We start from the raw sequence: 22,680 nt of genomic DNA on the forward strand, positions 1-22,680 counted from the left end.
AGGATGGATGGAGATGGAGGTTTTCTGGTTTATTCCGACTCACGGAGATGGTCGTTATTTAGGAACAAAAGAAGGGGCGAGGGCCGTCAGCTACGCTTATTGCAAACAAATTGCTCAGGCTGTTGATGAATTAGGGTTTAGTGGTGTTTTGCTGCCGACAGGCAAATCGTGTGAGGATGCTTGGATCGTTGCTTCAACGTTGGTTCCGGTCACGGAAAGGTTGAAATTTTTAGTGGCTGTTCGTCCCGGATTAATGTCCCCTACGCTTGCAGCACGAATGACGGCTACCCTTGATCGTTTCTCCAAAGGAAGATTGCTGATCAATGTAGTTACAGGCGGGGACCCTGTTGAATTAGCTGGGGACGGGGTGTTTTTAAACCATGATGACCGTTATGGATTGACGGATGATTTTCTGACCATTTGGCGTAAAGAATTAGAAGGCGAAGAGGTGAACTACGAAGGCGATCATCTGCAGGTAACTGGAGGCAAGGTGCTTTATCCACCTGTTCAAAAACCGTATCCTCCGCTTTACTTTGGCGGCTCCTCGGATGCGGGATCAGATGTTGCAGCCGAGCACGTTGACGTGTATCTGACTTGGGGAGAGCCGCCAGCACAGGTAGAGCAAAAAATAAACAGCATGCGTAAGCTGGCGGAGGCCAAAGGTAGAACGCTTCGCTTCGGAATCCGACTGCATATCATTGTCCGCCCGACTGAAGAAGAGGCTTGGCAGGCAGCAGACGAATTGATTCAGCATCTGGACGAGGATACGATAGCAGCAGCCCAGCAAATTTTTGCGAGAATGGACTCTGAGGGACAGAAAAGAATGTCTGAGCTGCATAAAGGCGACCGTTCCAAGCTTGAAATCAGCCCAAACCTGTGGGCAGGGATCGGTCTGGTACGTGGAGGAGCGGGTACGGCGTTGGTCGGCAGCCCGGACAGTATAGCAGCCAGAATGAAAGAATATACGGAGCTGGGCATTGAGACGTTTATTCTCTCGGGTTATCCTCATTTGGAGGAAGCTTACCGTACTGCAGAGCTGCTGTTTCCAAAACTGAATCTGGGTCCCACAGGAAACACGGATGATCCGTCTTTCATCAGTCCGTTTGGTGAAATGATTGCCAATAACGAGCTGCCTGGGAAGACAAAGCTTGCCGATGCCGATAAATCACCAGTAAGCAGCTCCAAATAAGAGGTAATCCATTCGGAAACCGACGCCGACAATTTGCATCTGAGAGCTTTTGTGTATCTCCTTTTATCGGTTAACTTTATTAAAACGGAGGATAGTTATGCCTTTCAAATGGAAAACAATTCGGTATGATTGCTTACAGATTCCAAGTGTATGGGGATTAGCCCTGCAATTGGGTGAACTGCAAAAAGATTTAATGGGCTTGGGCTTTCGCTTGGAGTCAGTAACCGATCGGCGGAATTCGGGAAATTCATCTACGGGCAGTGATGAAGCCGAAATTTACTATACCGACAGTTTACGGGCGCTTCATACTTTAAGTCGGAGCAATCCAATCACGATTGCCGGTTTAAACCTCCTGAAATCTAAGTCATTTATTCTGGTCCAGCCGAATTCATTGATTGACTCGCTTTCTAATCTTAAGGGAGCGGTCATCGGCATTTCTTATGACAGCGAAAACCGAGCGGATCTTCGCAGAATTGAAGCCGTTCAACGTTTTAACGCCATTATAGAGCAAGCAGGGCTGCAGCCATCGAACGTTCATTGGGTACATCTCCCTCTGGGTACTACGACTCCTACGCAGCGTGAGACATTGGCTTTGCTTCAAGGAGAAGTCGATGCGATCATTGCCTTTGGTTCGGATGCTTACGATGTGGAGCGGATCACTGGGGCGCGTGTGCTGGAAGGGGAACAGCAGATCGTGGATTCGGTTAGCGTAGCTGTTCAACATACAGATCGGGGGATGAATATAGGCAGGAATACGGATACAGCTTGGGATTCCGCTTCCGACTCCGACTTGGCGCAATCCGGGCTGTTCGCTTTTGCGTTATCGACTGCATGGCTGCAAGCTTATCCAGAGGCAGCCGAGCGGATACTGGCTCATCTTCAATTGGCTGCTGCTTGGGCGCAAAAGCATCAGGAGGATGCATTCCGTTACGCTGCCAAAGCTGCGGGTATCCCTGAGAGTCGGATGGAAACTGTTTATGGTTTGTCTTTTCTTAATCATCTGTCCCTCTCTCTGGATCAAGAGCATCTTGACCTGTTGGTCAAATATAAAAGCAATTACCTGGAGCAGGAGCTGTTAGTATCTGACTTCAAACTCGACGACTTTGTTGATAGGAAGCTCCTGGCAAGCGCACAAGTATTAATAGCTGAGGGCCATGTGCAAGTCCCGCTCTCCAACCGTGTATCGTCCTTTACGCTAGAAGATGTTCCCGTCCGTTATTTTGAGGAGCGCACGGAGGCACGACTTATTGGATCGGATGAAGAAGCTCTGCGTATTGCGCATGAGTTTGCGGATGAAATCCGTGCTGGCGCATCGGATCGGGATCGGTACCGCCGTCTGCCCTTTGACGAGATTAGAAAGCTCGCGGAAAGCGGTCTGTTGGGTATAGTGGTGCCCAAGGAATATGGAGGTCCGGGTGTATCGACCGCAACCTTGGCTGAGGTGTTCAAGATTATTTCCGCAGCAGATGGAGCTATTGGCCAGATCCCGCAAAACCATCATTTCTTTGTAAAGGTGTTGGAGCTAAACGGGACGGTGGCGCAGAAAAGGTATTTTTTCGCGGAAGTGCTGAAAGGGGCACAGTTCGGCAATGGATTGGCCGAGCGCGGTTCCCGAAATGGAAAGCTGATGTCCACTCGCGTGACGAGGAGCGGGGAAGGAACCTGGAAGGTGAACGGGAGGAAATATTATTGTACCGGATCGTTGTTCTCTCCATGGATTCCTGTATTCGCCGACGATGATGACGGCAAGCGGGTAGCGGTATTCATTCCCCGGCAAACGGAGGGCTTGACGCTAATTGATGATTGGTCGGGAATTGGTCAGCGTACAACAGCAAGTGGAAGTGTCATTCTCGGTGATATCGAAGTGCCTGATGCATACGTTGTACCACATTGGAAAACGTTCGAGGCACCTCAATATTTTGGCGCATTTGCTCAGATTATGCATGCAGCGGTAGATGTAGGGATCGCTGTAGCAGCAATGGCGGATGCATCCTGGTTCGTACGCGAGAAATCAAGACCTTCCATACAAAGCGGTGTTGCCCGGGCTTCCGAGGAGCCATATTTGATTAAACGTTTTGGAGAGCTGGGAGTACGGCTTCAGGCTGCCGAAGCCCTATTGGAAAAGGCGGCAGCAGCTATTGATACAGCTCGCCATGATTTAAATGAGGAGACAGTAGGGCAATCCTCACTGCTGGTCGCATCCGCGAAAGCTGTTGCAACAGATGTGGTAATAGAGGTCACCAACGCCTTGTTTGAAGTAGCTGGAACCTCATCCATGGATGAGAAATACAATTTGGACCGGCATTGGCGAAACGGAAGAATTCATACGCTCCATGATCCGGTACGCTGGAAGCTGCATCATGTGGGCAATTGGTATTTGAACGGCGTGCTGCCGCCTAATCAGGCGGGTCTATAGAAAGGAAGTGACGAAATGGCAAAAAAGAACAAGCTGCTGCTCAATTTATTTGATATGAACTGCGTGGGACATAACTCCCACGGCTTGTGGAAACATCCTGACAATGAACGAAGACGGTATAACGATCTCGGCTACTGGACCGATTTGGCGCAGCTTTTGGAGAAAGGGAAATTTGATGCTTTATTCCTGGCGGATGTGATTGGTGTCTATGATGTATATAAGGATACACGCGATATTTCCGTGAAAAACGCGGTTCAGGTGCCTGCCAACGATCCATCGCTAATTGTTCCTGTAATGGCTCATGCGACCAAACATCTGGGATTTGCTGTTACCGTCTCTACGTCTTATGAGCATCCTTTTGCTTTGTCCCGCCGAATGTCGACCTTGGACCACCTTACCAAAGGGCGTATTGCGTGGAATATTGTGACCTCGTATTTGCCGAACGCAGCAAGGAACTTTGGTCTGGATGAGATGATCAAGCATGACGACCGGTATGAAATCGCCGAGGAGTTTTTGGAGGTTTGCTACAAGCTGTGGGAGGGAAGCTGGGAGGAAGGCGCTGTTGTATTTGATCAGCTTAACGATATGTATGCCGATCCAAGCAAAGTACATGAAATTGGGCATAAAGGCAAGCATTTTCAAGTCGCTGGTCCGCATTTATGCGAGCCTTCTCCACAGCGTACTCCTGTCATTTACCAGGCTGGCAGCTCGGTAAGAGGCAGAACGTTTGCAGCCAAGCATGCGGAGTGTGTATTTGTCGGCGGACAGACACCGGAGGCGCTCCGCTTTTATGTGGAGGATATACGCTCCCAGGCAAAAGCTTATGGACGGAATCCCGAGAACATATTGATGTTTAAGGGGTTTTCGGCGATTGTTGCGGAAACCTCGGCGGAAGCCCGCGATAAATTTCATGATTATGAACAGCATCGCAGCAGTGAGGCAGCATTAGCCCAATACTGCGGGTCCAGCGGATATGACTTGTCAAAACTTGATCCTGACCAAATTTTTGAGTATATGTCCACGGAAGGTAACCAAACCAGAGCAGCACAATATACGCAGTTTACGAAGAAGCGGACAGTTAGGGAAGTGAAGGAATCGATTGGAAAATTCGGAGGAGGCTGGATGCAGGTCGGCACACCGATCGAAATTGTCGATGAAATCGAGCGTTGGGTCGAAGAAGCAGGCATTGATGGCTTGAACTTTGCTCAGGTCGTAACACCGGGAACCGTTCGGGACTTTATCGAGTTGGTTGTGCCGGAGTTGCAAAACCGCGGACTGGTCAAGGAGGAGTACGAGGAAGGGACATACCGCCAGAAGCTGTTCGGCAGTGATACGTCCCTTATCCCGAATGCTCATCCGGCGGCTTCCTACCGTCAAATTGCGGAATCAGCTGTCAGACGCTGACAAAACTGTTCCAGGTAATGTTGGTCCGTCTCCGTAAAACGGGCTTCTACAGGACTGTCGATATCGAGCACACCTATAAGGGTGTTCTGGTGGAACAAGGGGATGACCAGCTCTGATCGGGAAGCTGCATCACATGCGATATGACCTGGAAACAGATGGACATCATCCACACGCTGGGTGCGTCTTTGAGCAACGGCGGTTCCACATACTCCCTTGCCGTAGGCAATGCGGGTGCAGGCAGGCAAGCCTTGAAAGGGTCCGAGAACAAGTATGTTATCTTCATTCAGCAAGTAGAAACCTACCCAGTTGATGGTTTCCAGAAATTGCCCGAGAAGAGCGGAGGCGTTAGCGAGATTGGCTATGCGGTCCGGCTCGTCTTCAATTAAAGAGTCCAATTGGCGCAGCAGCAGGGTGTACCGGTCCTCCGGACTCCCTTCGTAATGCTTGGGTTGAAACATACAATCGACCTCCTAAATGATTTCATAATTATAACAAAAAAAGCATTGACTAACAAAATGATTTCATGCATTATGAATAATACATACTAATCCTATTGGAATAATAATACAATGTCAACCGGACAACTGGAGACACACCATCAGCTTGATGGCCGTGTCTCTTTTTCTTGAAATCTGATCTGTGAGGTGGAGAACTGATGGGCAAGCAAATCCGATTGAATGCATTTGATATGAATTGTGCCATGCATAACTCACATGGTTTGTGGAAGCACCCGGATAATGAGCGGCATCGGTACAAGGAGCTGGATTATTGGGTGGAGCTGGCCCAACTGCTGGAAAGAGGGAAATTTGATGCACTGTTCCTGGCGGATGTGGTAGGCGTTTATGATGTGTACCAACAAAGCCGTGATCCGGCCGTACGTGATGCGGTTCAGGTGCCGGTGAATGACCCGGCATTGATCATCCCCGCGATGGCTTATGCCACCAAGCATCTAAGCTTTGCGGTTACAGTCACTACAACGTATGAGCATCCCTATGCACATGCCAGACGGATGTCCACGCTTGATCATTTAACGAAAGGCAGACTGGCATGGAATATCGTCACCTCCTATTTGCCGAGTGCCGCCAAAAATTTTGGCTTGGATGAGATGATCGAGCACGATGAACGCTATGAAAGAGCAGATGAATTTCTGGAAGTTGTCTACAAGCTGTGGGAAGCCAGCTGGGATGATGATGCAGTGGTCAGGGACGTAACTAACAAAATTTATACGGATCCGAGCAAGGTCCACGAAATTAACCATGAAGGCAAGTTTTACCGGGTACCCGGACCGCATCTAAGCGAACCCTCACCACAGCGAACACCTGTTGTATATCAGGCGGGAAGCTCGGAGAAGGGAAGGGACTTCGCCGCCAAGCATGCGGAATGTGTATTTCTCGGAGCGCCGAATACGGAGACATTGAAGTTTTATGTACACGATATTCGCAAGAAGGCAGCCGCAGCTGGCAGAAATCCAGATACGATCAAGATGTTTATGGGCTTGAACGTGGTCGTAGGCCGTACCGGACAGGAGGCAAAGGAGAAGTTCGAGGAATATTCAAGGTTGTGGAGCACGGATGCTGCTCTGGCCCAATATGGTGGCTCCAGCGGCTATGATCTGGATGCTTACGATCCATTGGAGCCTTTGGAATATAAGCAAACCAACCATGGACAAACGACAGCCGCCCATTTTACCAAGTATGCCGAAAAGAAGCTTACCGTTGGAGAGGTGAAACAAAAAATCGGTACCATTGGAGGAAGAGGAACCGTATTGGTCGGAGCTCCTGAGGAAATTGCTGATCAAATGCAGCATTGGATGGAGGAGACTGGTATTGACGGTTTCAATCTTGCACACCTAATAACCCCCGGGAGCTTGAAGGAGTTTATCGATTTGGTAATCCCTGAGCTTCAAAGCCGGGGAATTTATAAAACCGAATACGAAGAAGGTACGCTCCGGGAAAAGCTGTTTGGCCAAGGGCAGAGCAAGCTCCCGAATGATCATCCCGGAGCCAAAGTAAGACGACAGCCTGCAAATCAAATTTAACAAGGTAAGCCGTACTGGAGCTTGAACGTGATCAATACCCATAAACCATAATGGAAAGAGGTTGTTACCATGGCAAATGAAAGACAATTAGGACTGGAAACCTTAGCCGTACACGCGGGACAACAAATTGATCCGACGACCCTCTCACGGGCAGTGCCTATCTATCAGACGACATCTTACGGCTTCCGTGATACCGAGCATGCGGCTAACTTGTTTGCGCTGAAGGAGTTCGGCAACATCTATACGCGGGTTATGAACCCGACTACGGATGTATTCGAGCAGCGGGTGGCAGCGCTGGAAGGTGGGGTTGGGGCTTTGGGTGTAGCTTCTGGGCAAGCGGCGATCACCTACTCCATCCTGAACATTGCCGGTGCGGGTGATGAGATCGTTTCAGCAGCAAGCTTGTACGGCGGTACCTATAATTTGTTCTCCAACACGCTTAGAAAATTGGGGATTAAAGTTACATTTGTAGATCCAAGCGATCCCGAAAATTTCCGCGCCGCGATTACGGATAAAACCAAAGCCCTTTACGCAGAAACAATTGGCAACCCAAAAGGTGATGTTCTGGATATTGAGGCAGTAGCGACCATAGCACATGAGAATGGAATTCCACTTATTGTAGACAACACGTTCCCGAGCCCTTATCTGCTGAGGCCAATTGAGCATGGAGCTGATATCGTAGTGCATTCGGCTACCAAATTCATCGGGGGCCACGGTACTTCCATTGGTGGCGTGATTGTAGATGGAGGCAAGTTTGACTGGACCGCGAACGATAAGTTCCCTGGATTAACCGAGCCGGACCCGAGCTATAATGGAGTCGTGTATACCGAGGCCGTCGGCCCGATCGCTTATATCATCAAGGCTAGAGTACAGCTGTTAAGAGATCTCGGCGGCGCGTTGTCTCCATTTAATTCCTTCTTATTATTGCAGGGATTGGAAACCTTACATTTGCGACTGGAGCGGCATAGCTCGAATGCATTAAAAGTGGCTCAATATCTCGAACAGCATGACGATGTTGAATGGGTAAGCTATGCGGGGCTGGAAAGCCATCCTTCTTACGAGCTGGCACAGAAATACTTGCCTAAGGGGCAGGGAGCTATCCTTACCTTTGGCATCAAGGGCGGTATAGAAGCGGGAAAAAGGTTGATCCATTCCGTTCAGCTGTTCTCGCATCTGGCGAATGTAGGAGATTCCAAGTCGTTGATTATTCACCCGGCTAGCACGACACATCAGCAATTGAACGAGAAGGAGCAAGCGGCTGCAGGGGTAACATCTGGTTTAATCCGGCTTTCTATTGGAACAGAGGCAATCGACGATATTCTTTATGATTTGGAGCAGGCTATCGCGATAAGCCAACAAACAACAAAAGAATAGTCAAGCTGGACTCAATAGCCGTGGTTTCATATTCATGCTGTAATACCAAGAAAACCGATATGATCAATTAATTATTGAAGGGGCGAAATCAGAATCATGAAGAAATCTTTGGGGCTATTCTTATTAACTTTTATTTTATTGCTAACCGCTTGCGGCACACAACAAGCATCAGGCGGACCAGCAGCAAGCGGAGCTGGCACTTCGGCAGCAGGTGGCGGAGCGAAAGAGGTCAAGAAAGAGGATAAGGTCATCAAGCACATTATGAGCGATAGCGGATTTAACGGGGATATCGCAAAGATCTTGAAAGAGGAAGTCGACAAACAAGGCTATACGTTGGAGATCGTGACTGTCAACGACATCGTTCAACCGAACAAGATTTTGAATGATGGTCAGGTGGATTCGAATTCTTTTCAGCATGAGGCTTATTTTGACCAGTTTGTAACGGATCATGGTTTGAAAAATATCGTTCGCGGCTTCTATACGATCTTCACACCATCAGGCCTTTATTCCCAAAAATACAAAAAGATTGAGGATGTACCGGACGGAGCCACCTTCGGAATTCCAGTAGACCCGGCTAATAACGGACGTGCGTTGTTCATGCTTCGTGATCTGGGACGCTTAAAGCTGAAAGACGGAGTTACGGTAACCCATGCAACAACCAGAGATATCACGGATAATCCGCATAAATACAAGTTTAAAGAAGTAGACCAGTTGATGCTGCAGCGTACGCTCGAGGATGTGGATGTAGGCTTCTTGTTTGCCGGAACAGCTGTACAAATCGGTCTCAAGCCTAGGACCGACGCATTAGCTCTCGAAAAGGGTGAAGGTCTGCCTTACAAAAGTATTGTCGCCATCCGTAAAGATTTAGTAGGGTCGGATAAAGTGAAGGTATTGCAAAAGGCATATGAAAGTGAACGGATCAAAGAATTTTATCGGAGCAAATATGGAGACGCGATTGAATTTATCGATCATTTAAATAAAAAGTAAGCTCTGCTTACAAATAATGAAGGAGCGATGTGTTGTGATTACGCTTCAGAATGTGAATAAAGTATTCCAGATTCCCGATGGAGAGCCGCTGAATGCGGTCTCCTCGGCTTCCCTGCAAATTGACGAAGGCGACATTTACGGAATCATCGGGTTCAGCGGCGCAGGTAAATCAACGCTTATGCGGACAATTAATTTACTGGAACGCCCGGATAGCGGTAAAATCATCGTCAACGGACAGGATATGCTGGCCTTAAACGAAAAGGAGCTGCGCAAAGCACGGATGTCGATAGGCATGATCTTTCAGCATTTCAATCTGCTTAATAACCGGACAGTATTTGAAAATGTCTCTTTTCCTCTGGAAATCGCGGGAGTTCCCAAAAGTGAAAGAAAGCAGCGGATTGAGGAATGCTTGCGAATCGTAGGGCTGGAGGATAAGACCAAAGCTTATCCAGCCAAGCTGAGTGGAGGGCAGAAGCAGCGTGTGGCTATTGCCCGCGCTTTGGCCAACAAGCCCAAGGTGCTTTTATGCGATGAACCGACTTCCTCCGTAGATCCCTCAACAACCGGAAGCATCCTTGCTTTTTTGAAGGAGATCAATGAACGCTTGGGGATCACCATCGTGATCGTCACCCATGAGATGAATGTCATTAAATCCATATGCAATAAGGTTGCGGTAATGGAGCAAGGCGTGGTCGTCGAGAAGTTTGAGATGAATGATTCGAAATTTGTGCCTAAGTCCAACATAGCCCAATTTTTGTTTAAGAATGAGATTGTATTGGATAAAAGAGAGGTGGCTTATGTTTGACAATATTATTCATGCTGGACCGGAGATTGTAGAAGCGCTGGGCGAAACCTTTTACATGCTGATTATTACGATACCGCTGGCTGTACTTTTAGGTACGCCGCTGGGTACGCTGCTGTATTTGACACGTCCGGGATCTTTCGTCAAGGCACCGAAGTTTTATTTTATGTTAAACGGCCTGGTTAATCTGGTACGATCGTTTCCGTTTCTAATTCTGATGATTGCGATTATTCCCGTCACCCGAATGCTGGTAGGAACAGCACTCGGAACTACAGCGGCTACGGTCCCTATGGTAATTAATGCAGTGCCTTACTTCGCACGTTTCGTGGAGCAAACCTTGCTGGAAGTAAACCGTGGTGTTGTAGAGGCGGCAGAGTCAATGGGGGCGAACCGTTTTCAAATCATTTGGAAAGTGCTTTACACGGAGGCTCGTTCCGGTTTGGCCAACTGCATTACGATCATTACTGTCAGCTTTCTGTCCTATTCCACGGTAGCGGGATTGGTTGGGGGCGGGGGCATCGGCGATTTTGCAATCCGTTACGGCTATTACCGCTATCAGACGGATGTGATGTTTTTTACGGTTATTTTGATGGTCATTTTCGTTCAAGCGTTTCAATTTACCGGTAATTTCGTCGTCCGTAGGCTGGATAAGAGGCTTTAATGTATAAACCGGAGTGGAGGCAAGGAGTCATGCCGAAAAAGATACATTTGAATGCATTCGAAATGAACTGCGTGGGTCATTTATCCCATGGAATGTGGGTGCATCCGGACAATAACCGTCATCGGTATACTGAGATTTCTTATTGGACGGAGCTTGCCCAACTGCTGGAGCAGGGGAAATTCGATGCCTTGTTTTTGGCTGATGTAGTAGGCGCTTATGATACGTACAAGGGCGGGATTGAAACTTCGCTAAGAGAAGCCGTTCAGGTTCCTTGCAATGACCCGCTTCTGATTGTGCCGCCTATGGCTTTGGTTACAGAGCATTTGGGCTTCGCGGTGACATTCTCCACCTCTTATGAGCATCCTTATATGCATGCCCGGCGTATGACGACACTGGATCATCTGACACAAGGACGGCTCGGCTGGAATGTGGTCACCTCTTATCTACCCAGCGCAGCACGCAATTATGGTCTGGATCGTATGATCCCGCATGACGAGCGCTATGAAATGGCGGATGAGTATTTAGAGGTTTGCTATAAGCTGTGGGAGAGCAGCTGGGAAGAAGATGCCGTTATTCGTGATGTGGAAACAGGGACGTATACCGATCCCTCCAAAGTGCATGAAATCAACCATGAAGGCAAATATTTCAGGCTCCCCGGCCCCCATCTCAGTGAGCCTTCTTTGCAGAGAACTCCTGTTATTTATCAGGCTGGAAGCTCGGTAAAAGGAAGGGCATTTGCCGCAAAACATGCGGAATGCGTATTTCTTGGAGCGCCGACTCTGGAGGTATTGAAGCAGCATATCGCGGATATCCGTGCCCAAGCGCAAGCAAATGGCCGCTTGCCTGAGCACATCAAGATGTTTACCGGCTTGTCAGTGATCGTCGGTCGAACAGAAGAAGAGGTCGATCAAAAGGTGGAGGAATTCAGCAGACTCCGTAGTGTTGAGGGAGTGCTCGCCCATTACGGAGGTTCCAGTGGTTATGATTTATCCCGCTACGCTGCTGATGATTACCTGGAATATGTTGAAACCGATCATGGTCAGACGGCTGCTTCAAGATTCACCAAGCACAACAAAAAAACAGTAGGACAAATTATCGAAACGTTCAGAACGCTAGGCGGACAGTCACCATTCTTTATAGCAGGGACACCGGAGCAGGTTGCGGATAAAATCCAATACTGGGTAGAGGAAACGGGTATCGACGGCTTTAACCTGACGCAGTTTCTTTCACCGGGATCGTTTCGGGACTTTATCGAGCTGGTCATACCAGAGCTGCAAAAGAGAGGCTTGTACCGTACAGAATACGAAGCGGGTACCTTCCGTGAGCGATTGTTCGGGCAGGGTACTCCTTTAACCCCGCAAGGCCATCCTTCGGCTTTAATCCGTGAACAAGCTTTTAAGACGCCTGTTGTTCTATAGAACAATGGAACATCGCTATAAGGTTTGGTGTTGGCAGATGGCAGCAATCCATAATCCCCACAGATTCGATGCATTATCGAGTTCAAAAATAACCTCCAGTTCCACTTTTCGGAGTGGATTTGGAGGTTACTTCGTTCTTAGTTTGGGAAAATATCATTGTCCAGTTCTGTTTGTGTGGACAGATGTTTTTTAGTTACTGCCGTATTTCTGTTTCCAATATGCAGTCCATTCTATATAAGTCATGCCGGTTACTTCCTCGAGAGTTTTTCCGTCTAATGAATAAGGGGCGCCAACCCGTATCATTTTTCCATTATTCTCAGGAAATGAATTCCCGCCAATCACTTTGCCTTCACAAAGCATGATTGAAACGTTCGTTTTAGAGGGGTATATCTGTTCCAAAGGATGGTTTGCCACTGTGAACCCGTATACGGTTACTTCTTTTCCGAAATACGGGTCGGGCTCATGCTTTTGAACACTCCAAGATTGTTGATAAGGATTCGATTCCAATGTCTTTTTTTCCAACGTGTATGCAGTAATTTGACCTTTATGTTTCAAAACTTTATAACCCTGTGCTTGAACGTAGGCTTCGGCTGTTTGTTCATCCATCGTAACCTCTCTATTACATCCGGTCACAATTAGAATCAGGAGCCCAACCAGCATCACGATCATACGAAATTTCAACATTCGCCTCTCACCCCATTGTGGTCAACGACGCATGAGCATCTTTGTTGAACGAGTATCAATTCTCGCTGTCTTCATCCTTTCGATCATCCTGATTCGCGTCACCGCTTCGGCTAATCGATTTCTTCAGCTCAGGTTCACCCAGATTCTTCGCAGCTTCCTTGGATGGAGCAGCTTCGTTGAAGGCATAGATGGTTTGAATGGACTGTAAATCCTTATTTGAGACCGTTGTGGCAATGACTTCGCGATCACCGAGATATCGTCGGATTTTGCCTACAAGATGGTCCAGCAGATCGTCGGCTTTATGCATACTGGTTACAAATCGCGGACCTGCCAGATTGCCCGAACCGGAGCTTGCCTGTGTGCTCGTTACTAACCGGGTGACCAGCAGCCACGGACTGAAGGAGGTGCGGACGATCGAGTTCTCGCTTCGTGTGGAATCTGTAATCGCCATGCCTACGGAAAGCTTCGATTCGGTGTAGGTGCCTTCGCCTTGAAAATGGATCAGATAGCTCGTAAAATGCATTTCAGCCCCATACAGATGAGCAAGGTACTGAGCGGCGCTGCCGAATATCCAGAGCAATACTGGGAAGTACACGACATCAAACATATGGCTTAAAGTCAGACCATCGATGTACTGACGATTGAGAAAGAACAATAGCAGAGCAGATAGCACTACCAGCAAATGCCCTGCTACCGATATGTACAGCCGCAGCTGTTGAAATAGAGGCGGATAGGCAAATTCTTCATAGACAGGCTGTGTTTCCTGAATGGTGTCGCCAACAAAGCTGCCTTTATCCATACTGCCTTCCATGTTCAGATTCGGGCTGAGTTCACGGTAAATCCGATTAGGAAATTCTTTGTACCGCAGATTGGCGAGTTCCATATCCAGCGATCTGAAAAAATCCTTGGGATGCACATTTTCCTGCCAATGCTCGCGGAACTCCGAAACCTCTGTCAGCGGCTCATACAGCTCAGAGCGAAATTTGGCCAAAACGATGCTTGCTGCTGTAAGAAGCGGGATGATCAAATAAAGGGCAATTAAATGCAAGGTAGGGTGAAAAGGCGCTTCTGGAAATTCGACACCCTGCCTAATAGCCAGCTCGCCTGCAGCGGGTACCAGAATACTCAGCGCAATCACCCATACGATGCGTCCTTTACTTCCTAATAAACGGAAGCTGTTTGTATGTTTGGCAGAGAGCCTGTTGAACAGCCACAATAATAGTAAACAAATAGACAGCGCAATGCCCAGCCAACTGCTAAAGGAGGACTTAGACAGTTGGGTCAGACCCAGTGAGCCTGACAGCAGCGCAAGCCAATAAATGAGTAAAGCGATCACGGAAAAGCCGGCATTTTGAACAAGCACATGCATGAAATTGCGCATTGAGTAGGGCAGAAAAATCATTTTCGGGATAATACTGTAGATCAATCGATCCAGCAGTGTCGAAGGCTCGCGAAACGTAATATTTTTCCTTCCGGTCAGCATTTGATCCAGCTCTTGAGACTGGTAAACCAAATTGGCTTCAAACACATGCTTTTCACTTCGCGCTTCGTTGCGGCTTATGCTCGACGGAATGCCGCGGCCCACATAAAAGCGGAAAATTTGCAGCAAACCTTTAGTTACATAAGAAACACCACCAGCTAATAAAATCAGGCAGACGACCAGATTAAGCCAACCAGCAGCCTGACCTGTCTCAACCATTTGATTACGCAGAGCAAACAGCGATAGGACGCCTAATAGGATGATACAAGCGCCACTTGCCAGATAAAGAATGCCTTCTCGTTTAAACGGATTTTTAATTTGCGGATCGTTTGAACCGTATTGAAATGTCATAGATTTTCCTCGCTTTTCCACATTGTACCTGATTAGGAATCACTCACAATATACCGTTAATACCCTTGGGTTGTCTACACGAATCAGCTTTTTTGCTCATGATAACTACAACCACTTAACGCAATATTCTTGGCATGGTACAATGGTTTAAAGGACAGGTGAGACCGATGAGCGACAAAAAAGCGAAGATGAAAATATCAGAGCTAAAAAGCAAGCTGAATCAACTGTCAAAACAGGAAATGATGAAGCTTTTAGTGGAAAGCTATAAAAGAAGTGAAGAAGTTCAGGAGTATTTGGGCTCCAAGCTGAAGGAAGGCCCGGTTATTCTGACGATTTTTCCAAATGAGGATCATAAAGAAAGTACAAGCGTTATTCAACTGACAGTTTGGAAAAAGTGGATGGAGCTGCCTGCAGCGACCCGTGAGGCCATCGTCGAAAATGTCTGGTGCGGTAAGTGCGCGAAGGCTGTCCTCATTCGCGACTTTACGATATATAGTGAACGGTCTGGTCTGGTTCTCAAGGGGGCATGCGCGGAATGCGGAGGACAGGTTGCACGCGTAGTCGAATAATGAAGGGACGGAAGCAAGAGCTAATGCGAAGATGTACCTTTATAAATGGGTCAGGCGTTGCCATGGCTACAAACAAAAAAACGCCCCTGGAACTGGGCGTTTGAGCTTTACTCGATGAGTGGATTGCTGCGGATGGGTAAAGCTCCTGAAGCTGACAAGGGACTGAGAGGATAAAAGGTTAATCCTTGGCACTTGGTACAGGTGTTACTGTAACAATCGGCCATTTCTTCCATCGTCTCGCTGCACGTATTACAACGCTTTGCGGGTAAAGATTCATAAAACTCGGTTGTACGCATTAACATGCGGTTCACTCCCTTTGTTCATGATACTATTACTATAACATGAACGATAGAATATATGTAAGCGCTTCAAAAACTATTTTTCGATTTGTCGAATAAGATGAACCAATGATATACTATCGCTGTTGAATACTCGCTGATGATGTCATAAAACCATATTCCTGCAGCCGTATTAGAGGAGAGCCTGATGAAACTAACCATTTTTATCATTCTGATGCTGATGTATCCGTTATTTTTGCGATTGATTCATATTTCCGATTTAAGGGTTATTCCTTTAATTGCTCCCTACGCTTTGGGTGTTTTGTCAATCGTGGTGATGATCTCGGGAATCATCGAATTTATTTCCAAGAAATTACGGGAGAAGCAGCAGGAGGAGGTTATGAGCACGAACAATAATAGGTCAAAAGATGGACACTTGAGTATTAGCAATTACCATTCTTCTTATTATCAACGGGTAGCGGCAGTTACGACAGCAATTGTGCTGATTATCATAGTAGCGGTAACGTTTCCTTATGCACAGGAACCAGGCACTGCTGTACAGCCCTTTTTACCTGCCTTTATCGCTGCCGTTGTATTCTGTGAATTGATTACAGCTTATTTGATGCTGAGCGAGTTCCAGGTTACAAGGTCGCCTGCATTGCTCGTTCTAGCCACAGCCTATCTGTATACGGGCTTGATTACGATCCCGCACATCCTTACGTTCCCGGGCGTGTTCTCCGAGACAGGTCTGCTGAATGCAGGAACCCAGACAGCCACATGGTTGTGGGTGTTTTGGCATGGAGGATATCCGTTCCTGGTTACGCTCTACGTTGTGACCGAGGTCAAGTTCGGCAAAATACGACTGACCTTGAGGCAAGCCAAGCTTGGTTTAGGGATAGCATTGGGTACGATTGTTGTGCTTATAGCCGGTCTGACTTTATTAGCGATTGCTGCGGATCAACTGCTGCCAAAAATTATACAGAAAGACAATTTTAATATTTTGATTACCTCCGGTATAGGTCCAGTGGTGTGGCTTTTGAATTTTGTTGCCCTTGCCAGTCTGCTCTGGTTTGCAAGAGGGAGAACGGTCGTCCAGCTGTGGCTGACAGTTGCCATATTGGCTTCTCTCCTTGATGTCACGTTGACACTGTTCTCTGGAAGCCGTTACAGTGTAGGCTGGTATGTAGCTCGATTAAACAGTATTTTATCGGCAACTCTCGTATTAGGCACCCTTTTATATGAAATTCGGATTCTCTATTACCGGATTGTTCAACAGGAGCGGATTTTTCGGACGATCTTTGAGTTTGCAGCGGTAGGGATAGCGCGGATCGACCTGAATCAGAAGCCGTTGGAGGCAAATGAAGCGTTCCAGCAAATGCTCGGACGGGGAGAAGAGGAGCTTCACGCCCAGAGCTTAACCGCTATTACGCATCCCGATGATATAAAAAAGGACTCGAGAGCCCTGAATGAGCTGCTGAATGGGAAGCGGAATAATTATCAGGTAGAAAAACGTTATATTCATAAGGATGGCAGTATGGTTTGGGGGAATTCCATCGTATCCTTAGTACGAGGATTGGAGGACGAGCCTGAGTTTTTCATTGGCATGGTGGAGGATATAACGAAACGTAAGGAATATGAGGAGCGGATTCGGTTCCAGGCTTATCATGATGCCTTGACGCAGCTGCCTAACCGTATGGCTTTTTCGGAAAAGCTGAATGCGGCAGCGTTGTCAGCAAAACAGACGAACGGGAAATTCGCCGTTCTGTTCATTGATCTGGACGGGTTCAAAAAGGTGAATGACACCTTGGGGCACGACGCTGGCGACATGCTGCTGCAGGGAGTAGCTGCAAGGCTGTTGGAATGTGTCAAGCCAGATGATATCCTCGCACGGATGGGCGGTGACGAGTTTACGATGATTCTCCCCGATCTGAGCGTTGACCGTGATGCTAACAAAACTGCCAATATGATATTAATGACGCTTAATCAGCCTTTTGTATTGAACGGTCACGAGGTTTCGATAGGGGCGAGCATTGGAATTAGCCTTTACCCTATTCACGGGGAAGATGCGCAAAGCTTGATGAAGCATGCCGACAATGCGATGTATAAAGCTAAGGAAAGCGGTAAGAATCAATACGTTCTTTATGAACAGGGTGAATAAGTTTCGATACCACCACAATTTCTTTATTAATGTGAATTCACGTATTCCAAGCTTGCGTTTTGGGACAGGCCATTTCAATGATAACTACTTAGAAAATGCCAGCAGCTTATCGTATCTAGCAGTAATCATCTATAAGAGCAGACCAGTGCAGGTTAGCGGGGGTCTGCTCTTTTTGATATTAATTCGCGAGACGAGTACATGATCCTCATTAGTTATTCAAGATATCCACAAAGCTATCCACATCATAAACAGGTATATGGACCTTAATATGTATGATTTATAAAGTTATTGTGCACATATCCACAGGTTTAGTTATCCACAACTGAATATGAGTTTGGCAGACTGTAGAAGATGAAGATTGCTGCTTGCGATTTCTAAGATAAAAATTACTGCCGCTGACAATTCCGAAGCCTGGTGCTCTGTTGTATTTGATAGAGAGGTGCTGATTGATTCGAAAAAGCTTGACAAAACATCCATTATTGTCATAATGAATATATCGAATTGAAAATAAGGGGAGAGCGATTTGACAGAAGAGAATGCTGCAAACTATACACATGGAAAATATCGCACACCGGATGGAGCGCCTGCGGATATTGTTATTTTCACGATAACGGCTGAGCATACGAACCGAACGACCAAATCACTTCCCAAAAGGGAGCTGGAGGTGCTGTTAATCAAACGCAAGCTTTGGCCCTGCAAGGGGATGTGGGCACTGCCAGGGGGGTTCTCCAACGATACGGAATCGATGTATGAAACGGCAAGACGGGAGCTGGAGGAGGAGACGGGTGTAAAGGATGTCCATATGGAATATTTTAATGTGTACAGCAAGCCAGGGCGTGATCCCCGAGGATGGATCCTTTCCCATGCTTTTTTTGCCCTCGTGCATGAGGACTATCTAGCTGAACGCAAAGCGGCCGATGATGCGGCAGATGTAGGGTTGTTTTCTGTCAATGAGCTGGGTCGTCCCGGACTTGAGCTTGCTTTTGATCATCTGCAGATCATTCAGGACGCAATGGAGCAAATTCGCAGCAAAATGCTGCTGACGTCGATAGCCAAAGAGTTTCTTCCCGACGAGTTCACGCTCAGTGAGCTGTATCAGGTAATTCAAACGGTTGTGCCTGATTTTGAGGAAGCCAATTTTATACGTAAAATGAAATCGACCCAAAGCCGCAGCGGCGTATTGGAGCCGGTGCTGGATACTAAGGGAGAGCCTAAGAAGTCGAATGAGTATTCACAGCGAGCTGCACAGCTGTATCGATTCACGGGAAGCATGCCAAGGCTTTCCTTGTACAGCTAGCCCCCTGCGATCAACAAATAGTAGTATCGTTTTGACAAATAATCGGCTGATGGCTGCGGCCTGGGCTAATAAGGATGGAAATAAGCTCTATGAAAGATCATTGGCTTGACCTTGACCTTGATTACGAAATCACCAGCATGGCATCAAGCTATGTCTATATGTACACCTGTCACGAAGAAGAAGCGCAGCTCTGTCAATTGGAGCTGCGCTCTTTGTTCGGCATGGAGTCGAGCAGTAGCCGTGAACATCGCATACACCTTACGGAGTCGAACCTTGGTGCCAACTATGTGATCAGCCCTATTCGCATAGACCCGAGCCGAAGCCCTTTTATTAAGCTGCGGCTCGCAGTTAGTCTCGCAGCCGACACGGTGCAGGTACTTGCATCCGCCGTGAATGCTATAGAGCTTCAGGATGCAAGCTTCAAAGTCGTTTATGCAGACATCGACAAGTCGATCAATTACAACGAGCAGAGGCTGATAGAGCGAGAAGTGGGAGCGTGTATTCGCGGGAAGGCCGAGATGCGTTACCCAGACAGACTGTTCGGAATCACTCGTCTGGATGGACGTTGGCTGTTCGGTGAATGTGTGACCAATGAAGCAGTATGGCTTAAGCACAATACGAAGCCGCAGCATTATTCCACGGCACTTAGTACGCGAATGGCACGCGCGGTTGCCAACATTGCAGTACCCTTCCCTGAGGGGATGACGGCTATAGATCCATGCTGCGGCATCGGGACCGTACTGATCGAGGCGCTGTCTATGGGTATCCATATGATCGGAACGGATATTAATCCACTTGCTGTGCGGGGAGCTCGGGTGAATCTAGCCCATTTTGGTTTTCCGGATGCTGTTGCTATTCAGGATATGCGCACATTAACCGGAAGCTACGATGCGGCTGTGCTGGATATGCCTTATAATTTATGCTCAGTCATCTCTCCTGCTGAACAGCTGTCTATGTTAGAAAGCTTGCGAGGTCTCACGACTAAAGCGGTTATTGTCACGACGGAGACAATCGATGAGCTTGTTATTCAAGCTGGGTTTACGATTTCTGATCGTTGTGTGGTAAGGAAGGGCAGCTTTTCCAGACAAGTGCTGGTCTGTAAGTAGTTCTTTCTCGACAGCTTTGTGCTTAATAATTGTGGATACTGCTTGTACGCTTAAATAGGGAGGAAACAGGATGACCGTATTTGATGTTATCATTATCGGAGCGGGAACCATGGGAGCAAGCGCGGGGTATTATTTATCCCGTTCGGGTGCTTCCGTGCTGCTGTTGGATGCGTATAATCCTCCTCATAAGGAGGGCAGCCATCATGGGGAAACCCGGCTCTTTCGTCACGCCTACAGTGGTGAGGATGCGTATCTTCATTTAGCTCTCCATGCGGAACGAGAATGGGAAATGCTTGAGCAAGCAGCCAGTCGGAAGCTGTTCCATCGCACAGGTGTTTTGAGCCTGGATCCGGAAGACTCGCCTTTGACTCAGGGAAAAGAGAACAAGGCAAGGAAATTTGAATTGCCCATTGAAGTGCTGATGCCGGAGGAAATTGAAGGCCGTTGGCCTGGACTTATCGTGCCAAGGGGGTATAGGGGGCTGTATGAATCGCGTGGAGGTGTACTGAGCTGCGAAGCAATTATCGAATCGTTCCAGCAGTTGTCTGTTCAAAACGGTGCCAAGCTGCAGGTGAACAGTCCTGTTGAACGAGTATCTTATAAGCCTACGCATGTAGAAGTATCGACTCGAACCGATCGTTATATAGGTCGGCAGCTATTGCTGACGGCTGGCGCTCGCTCAGGCACCATACTTCCTGACTTGAAGCTTCCTGTTGAAGCGGTGAGGAAACCGATAGCTTGGTTTGAACCGAAAACGGAGCATAAATTATTCGATAGCCGTTGTTTTCCGGGCTTTATTATCAATACGGAATTTGGAGAGTTTTACGGATTTCCCAGTTTTACCGGCTCCGGTTTGAAAATGGGCAGACACGATGGTGGTGAGATCTTGGACTGGGGACAGCCAACAGCTCCATTTGGAAGCTACCCCGCTGATGAGATTGAATTCCGTCAGCTGCTGCAGCAATTTATGCCCAAGGCGGAGGGACGATTGCTTAGAGGCGATGTATGCCTATATGAAAGGACACCGGATGAGCATGGCATTATCGACCAACATCCAGATTATTCCCACGTGTATATCGCCACAGGCTTTTCTGGACATGGCTTTAAATTTGCCAGTAGTATAGGCCAGACTGTTAGTGATTGGATGATACATAACGTGTATAATGAACAACTCAAGTTTTTTGCTCTTTCCAGGTTTTAATTAGACTTTAAGGCAGCTATATAAGATGAACCAAACATTCGGACAGCAGGGAGACGCTGCGAAAGCAGACCCCTTCTTCCAATCGCTGCAAAGGCGAACACTTTGTTTCTCCAGAAGGGTCTGCTTTCTCCGCTTGGGCTGTATGTTTCTTTGGTTCATCTTATATGGTCTAAGCTGATCATTGTTGGCTCTCTTTACATGGCTTACAACAGACACACTAACCCGCTTTATGCTGCTTCTTTTGCGGCATGAAGCGGGTTTTGTTATGTTCATTAATGAAGAAGATCGATTAGAGAACGGCCGAAATGGTTATTAAATTGTATAGGAAAAAAACATGTGCTCTCAGTATGTCTGCTGTCATAAGGACATATACTGCTAGCAGTAGCTGTGCGACAAGCTTTGCAGCTCGATTTTCCTGAGTAGTCAGGATCTTCAGGCCGTGTACAAAGCACGACAAGGAGGATTTGCTATGACAAATGTGGCTCTGAGATGGCTGAACGTGATTTCTTTAGTTGCTGTGCTTTATGTGAACTACCTTGCGAATGCGCTTCCCATTAACGGTTTGACAACAGGACAGGTTTCCGCGATGTTTCCTGTTCAGATTACACCGGCTCCGTATGCTTTTATAATTTGGGGTCTGATCTATGCATTTCTGGTGGGTTTTGCGATTCTTCAATTCTTACTGTCTAAACGGGAACATGAAGAGATCAAACGGATAGGTCCATGGTTTATCATCAGCTGCTTGTTCAACATGGCTTGGATTGTTGTATGGCAATATCTGTATACGACCGCTTCCATCTTTGTAATGATTGGACTGTTAATCTCATTGATTGCAATCTACACCATGACACGGCCTAATGGCTGGTCCTCGGACAATTCGATTCGTTGGTTTGTACAAGTTCCATTCAGTATTTATCTTGGCTGGATATCCATTGCTACCATCGTGAATGCCGCAGCCGTATTGTACAATCTGAAATGGAATGGGCTGGGGCTCTCCGGCACGACATGGACCGTCATTCTCGTAGTGTTAGCGGTTGTATTGAATCTTATCATAGGTTCAAGCTACCGTGACCCTGCGTTTACTGCAGTTGCTGTTTGGGCATTAATCGCTATCGGGGTTGCCAATAAAACGGATAGTGTGATTATGTACAGTGCATGGGGAGGCGCGGCGCTTTTGTTGATATTGACACTTTGGCTAATTGCAGGGAAGGCTGGATTTATCCGTCATCATGAGCGTGTTCGCATATAGAGGTAATAGTATAAAGGG

General features: G+C 47.4%; 19 protein-coding genes. 15 read left to right on the forward strand and 4 right to left on the reverse strand.

Annotated features, from left to right (window positions below):
• Nucleotides 1–13 precede the first annotated feature (13 nt).
• The 3 genes from ssuD to BM210_RS08545 all read left to right on the forward strand — a co-directional run bounded on the left by ssuD (nt 14) and on the right by BM210_RS08545 (nt 5,009).
• Entirely contained in the window at nt 14–1,189 is a 1,176-nt protein-coding gene (gene ssuD / locus BM210_RS08535; protein ID WP_091167659.1) for an FMNH2-dependent alkanesulfonate monooxygenase, read from the forward strand.
• A 97-nt stretch (nt 1,190–1,286) separates the two neighbouring features.
• A complete protein-coding gene (locus tag BM210_RS34255; RefSeq protein WP_143101016.1) occupies nt 1,287–3,605 on the forward strand; it encodes an SfnB family sulfur acquisition oxidoreductase in 2,319 nt (772 codons plus the stop codon).
• A 15-nt stretch (nt 3,606–3,620) separates the two neighbouring features.
• Nucleotides 3,621–5,009 (forward strand): LLM class flavin-dependent oxidoreductase, encoded by a 1,389-nt coding sequence (locus tag BM210_RS08545; protein ID WP_091167081.1) that lies wholly within the window; start codon nt 3,621–3,623, stop codon nt 5,007–5,009.
• Here the strand turns inward: BM210_RS08545 and BM210_RS08550 are convergent.
• The gene (locus BM210_RS08550; RefSeq protein ID WP_091167083.1) at nt 4,979–5,467 is read right to left on the reverse strand and encodes a GAF domain-containing protein; all 489 of its coding nucleotides are present in this window, start codon (nt 5,465–5,467) and stop codon (nt 4,979–4,981) included. The two genes, BM210_RS08545 and BM210_RS08550, sit on opposite strands and share 31 nt — an antisense overlap.
• 197 nt (nt 5,468–5,664) lie before the next feature.
• On the opposite strand from BM210_RS08550, the gene BM210_RS08555 reads away from it, so the two are divergent.
• From BM210_RS08555 to BM210_RS08580, 6 genes are all read left to right on the forward strand, one after another.
• Entirely contained in the window at nt 5,665–7,047 is a 1,383-nt protein-coding gene (locus BM210_RS08555) for an LLM class flavin-dependent oxidoreductase (protein ID WP_091167085.1), read from the forward strand.
• Nucleotides 7,048–7,116: 69 nt separating this feature from the next.
• Nucleotides 7,117–8,421, forward strand: coding sequence for a homocysteine synthase (locus BM210_RS08560; RefSeq protein WP_091167086.1), 1,305 nt, complete (start codon nt 7,117–7,119; stop codon nt 8,419–8,421).
• Nucleotides 8,422–8,517: 96 nt separating this feature from the next.
• Complete coding sequence (locus BM210_RS08565) at nt 8,518–9,408, forward strand: MetQ/NlpA family ABC transporter substrate-binding protein (protein ID WP_091167087.1); 891 nt, start codon at nt 8,518–8,520, stop codon at nt 9,406–9,408.
• A gap of 34 nt (nt 9,409–9,442) precedes the next feature.
• Nucleotides 9,443–10,213: a methionine ABC transporter ATP-binding protein gene (locus BM210_RS08570; protein ID WP_091167089.1), complete on the forward strand. Its 771-nt coding sequence runs from the start codon at nt 9,443–9,445 to the stop codon at nt 10,211–10,213.
• Complete coding sequence (locus BM210_RS08575) at nt 10,206–10,871, forward strand: methionine ABC transporter permease (RefSeq protein WP_091167090.1); 666 nt, start codon at nt 10,206–10,208, stop codon at nt 10,869–10,871. The genes BM210_RS08570 and BM210_RS08575 overlap by 8 nt, the downstream gene beginning before the upstream one ends.
• Before the next feature lie 29 nt (nt 10,872–10,900).
• Nucleotides 10,901–12,289 (forward strand): LLM class flavin-dependent oxidoreductase, encoded by a 1,389-nt coding sequence (locus tag BM210_RS08580; RefSeq protein ID WP_091167092.1) that lies wholly within the window; start codon nt 10,901–10,903, stop codon nt 12,287–12,289.
• A 189-nt stretch (nt 12,290–12,478) separates the two neighbouring features.
• Here BM210_RS08580 and BM210_RS08585 read toward each other — a convergent pair whose 3' ends face one another.
• Entirely contained in the window at nt 12,479–12,973 is a 495-nt protein-coding gene (locus BM210_RS08585; RefSeq protein WP_256223392.1) for a DUF4830 domain-containing protein, read from the reverse strand.
• A gap of 55 nt (nt 12,974–13,028) precedes the next feature.
• A complete protein-coding gene (locus BM210_RS08590) occupies nt 13,029–14,804 on the reverse strand; it encodes a hypothetical protein (protein ID WP_091167093.1) in 1,776 nt (591 codons plus the stop codon).
• 167 nt (nt 14,805–14,971) lie between these two features.
• Between BM210_RS08590 and BM210_RS08595 the strand changes: the two genes are divergently transcribed.
• A complete protein-coding gene (locus BM210_RS08595) occupies nt 14,972–15,373 on the forward strand; it encodes a hypothetical protein (protein ID WP_091167095.1) in 402 nt (133 codons plus the stop codon).
• Nucleotides 15,374–15,480: 107 nt separating this feature from the next.
• Here BM210_RS08595 and yhfH read toward each other — a convergent pair whose 3' ends face one another.
• A complete protein-coding gene (gene yhfH, locus BM210_RS08600; protein ID WP_091167096.1) occupies nt 15,481–15,675 on the reverse strand; it encodes a protein YhfH in 195 nt (64 codons plus the stop codon).
• Nucleotides 15,676–15,859: 184 nt separating this feature from the next.
• On the opposite strand from yhfH, the gene BM210_RS08605 reads away from it, so the two are divergent.
• The 5 genes from BM210_RS08605 (at nt 15,860) to BM210_RS08630 (ending at nt 22,662) form a co-directional block, all read left to right on the forward strand.
• Nucleotides 15,860–17,809, forward strand: coding sequence for a sensor domain-containing diguanylate cyclase (locus BM210_RS08605; RefSeq protein ID WP_091167098.1), 1,950 nt, complete (start codon nt 15,860–15,862; stop codon nt 17,807–17,809).
• Between the two features lie 523 nt (nt 17,810–18,332).
• Complete coding sequence (locus BM210_RS08615) at nt 18,333–19,106, forward strand: NUDIX domain-containing protein (protein WP_091167101.1); 774 nt, start codon at nt 18,333–18,335, stop codon at nt 19,104–19,106.
• Nucleotides 19,107–19,243: 137 nt separating this feature from the next.
• Nucleotides 19,244–20,212, forward strand: a complete 969-nt coding sequence (locus BM210_RS08620; protein ID WP_256223476.1) for a TRM11 family SAM-dependent methyltransferase — start codon at nt 19,244–19,246, stop codon at nt 20,210–20,212.
• A gap of 70 nt (nt 20,213–20,282) precedes the next feature.
• Nucleotides 20,283–21,413, forward strand: a complete 1,131-nt coding sequence (gene solA / locus BM210_RS08625; RefSeq protein WP_091167105.1) for an N-methyl-L-tryptophan oxidase — start codon at nt 20,283–20,285, stop codon at nt 21,411–21,413.
• Nucleotides 21,414–21,882: 469 nt separating this feature from the next.
• Nucleotides 21,883–22,662, forward strand: coding sequence for a tryptophan-rich sensory protein (locus tag BM210_RS08630; RefSeq protein WP_091167107.1), 780 nt, complete (start codon nt 21,883–21,885; stop codon nt 22,660–22,662).
• Nucleotides 22,663–22,680 lie beyond the last annotated feature (18 nt).

The sequence above is a fragment of the Paenibacillus sp. 1_12 genome (assembly GCF_900114475.1).
GTDB lineage: Bacteria > Bacillota > Bacilli > Paenibacillales > NBRC-103111 > Paenibacillus_S.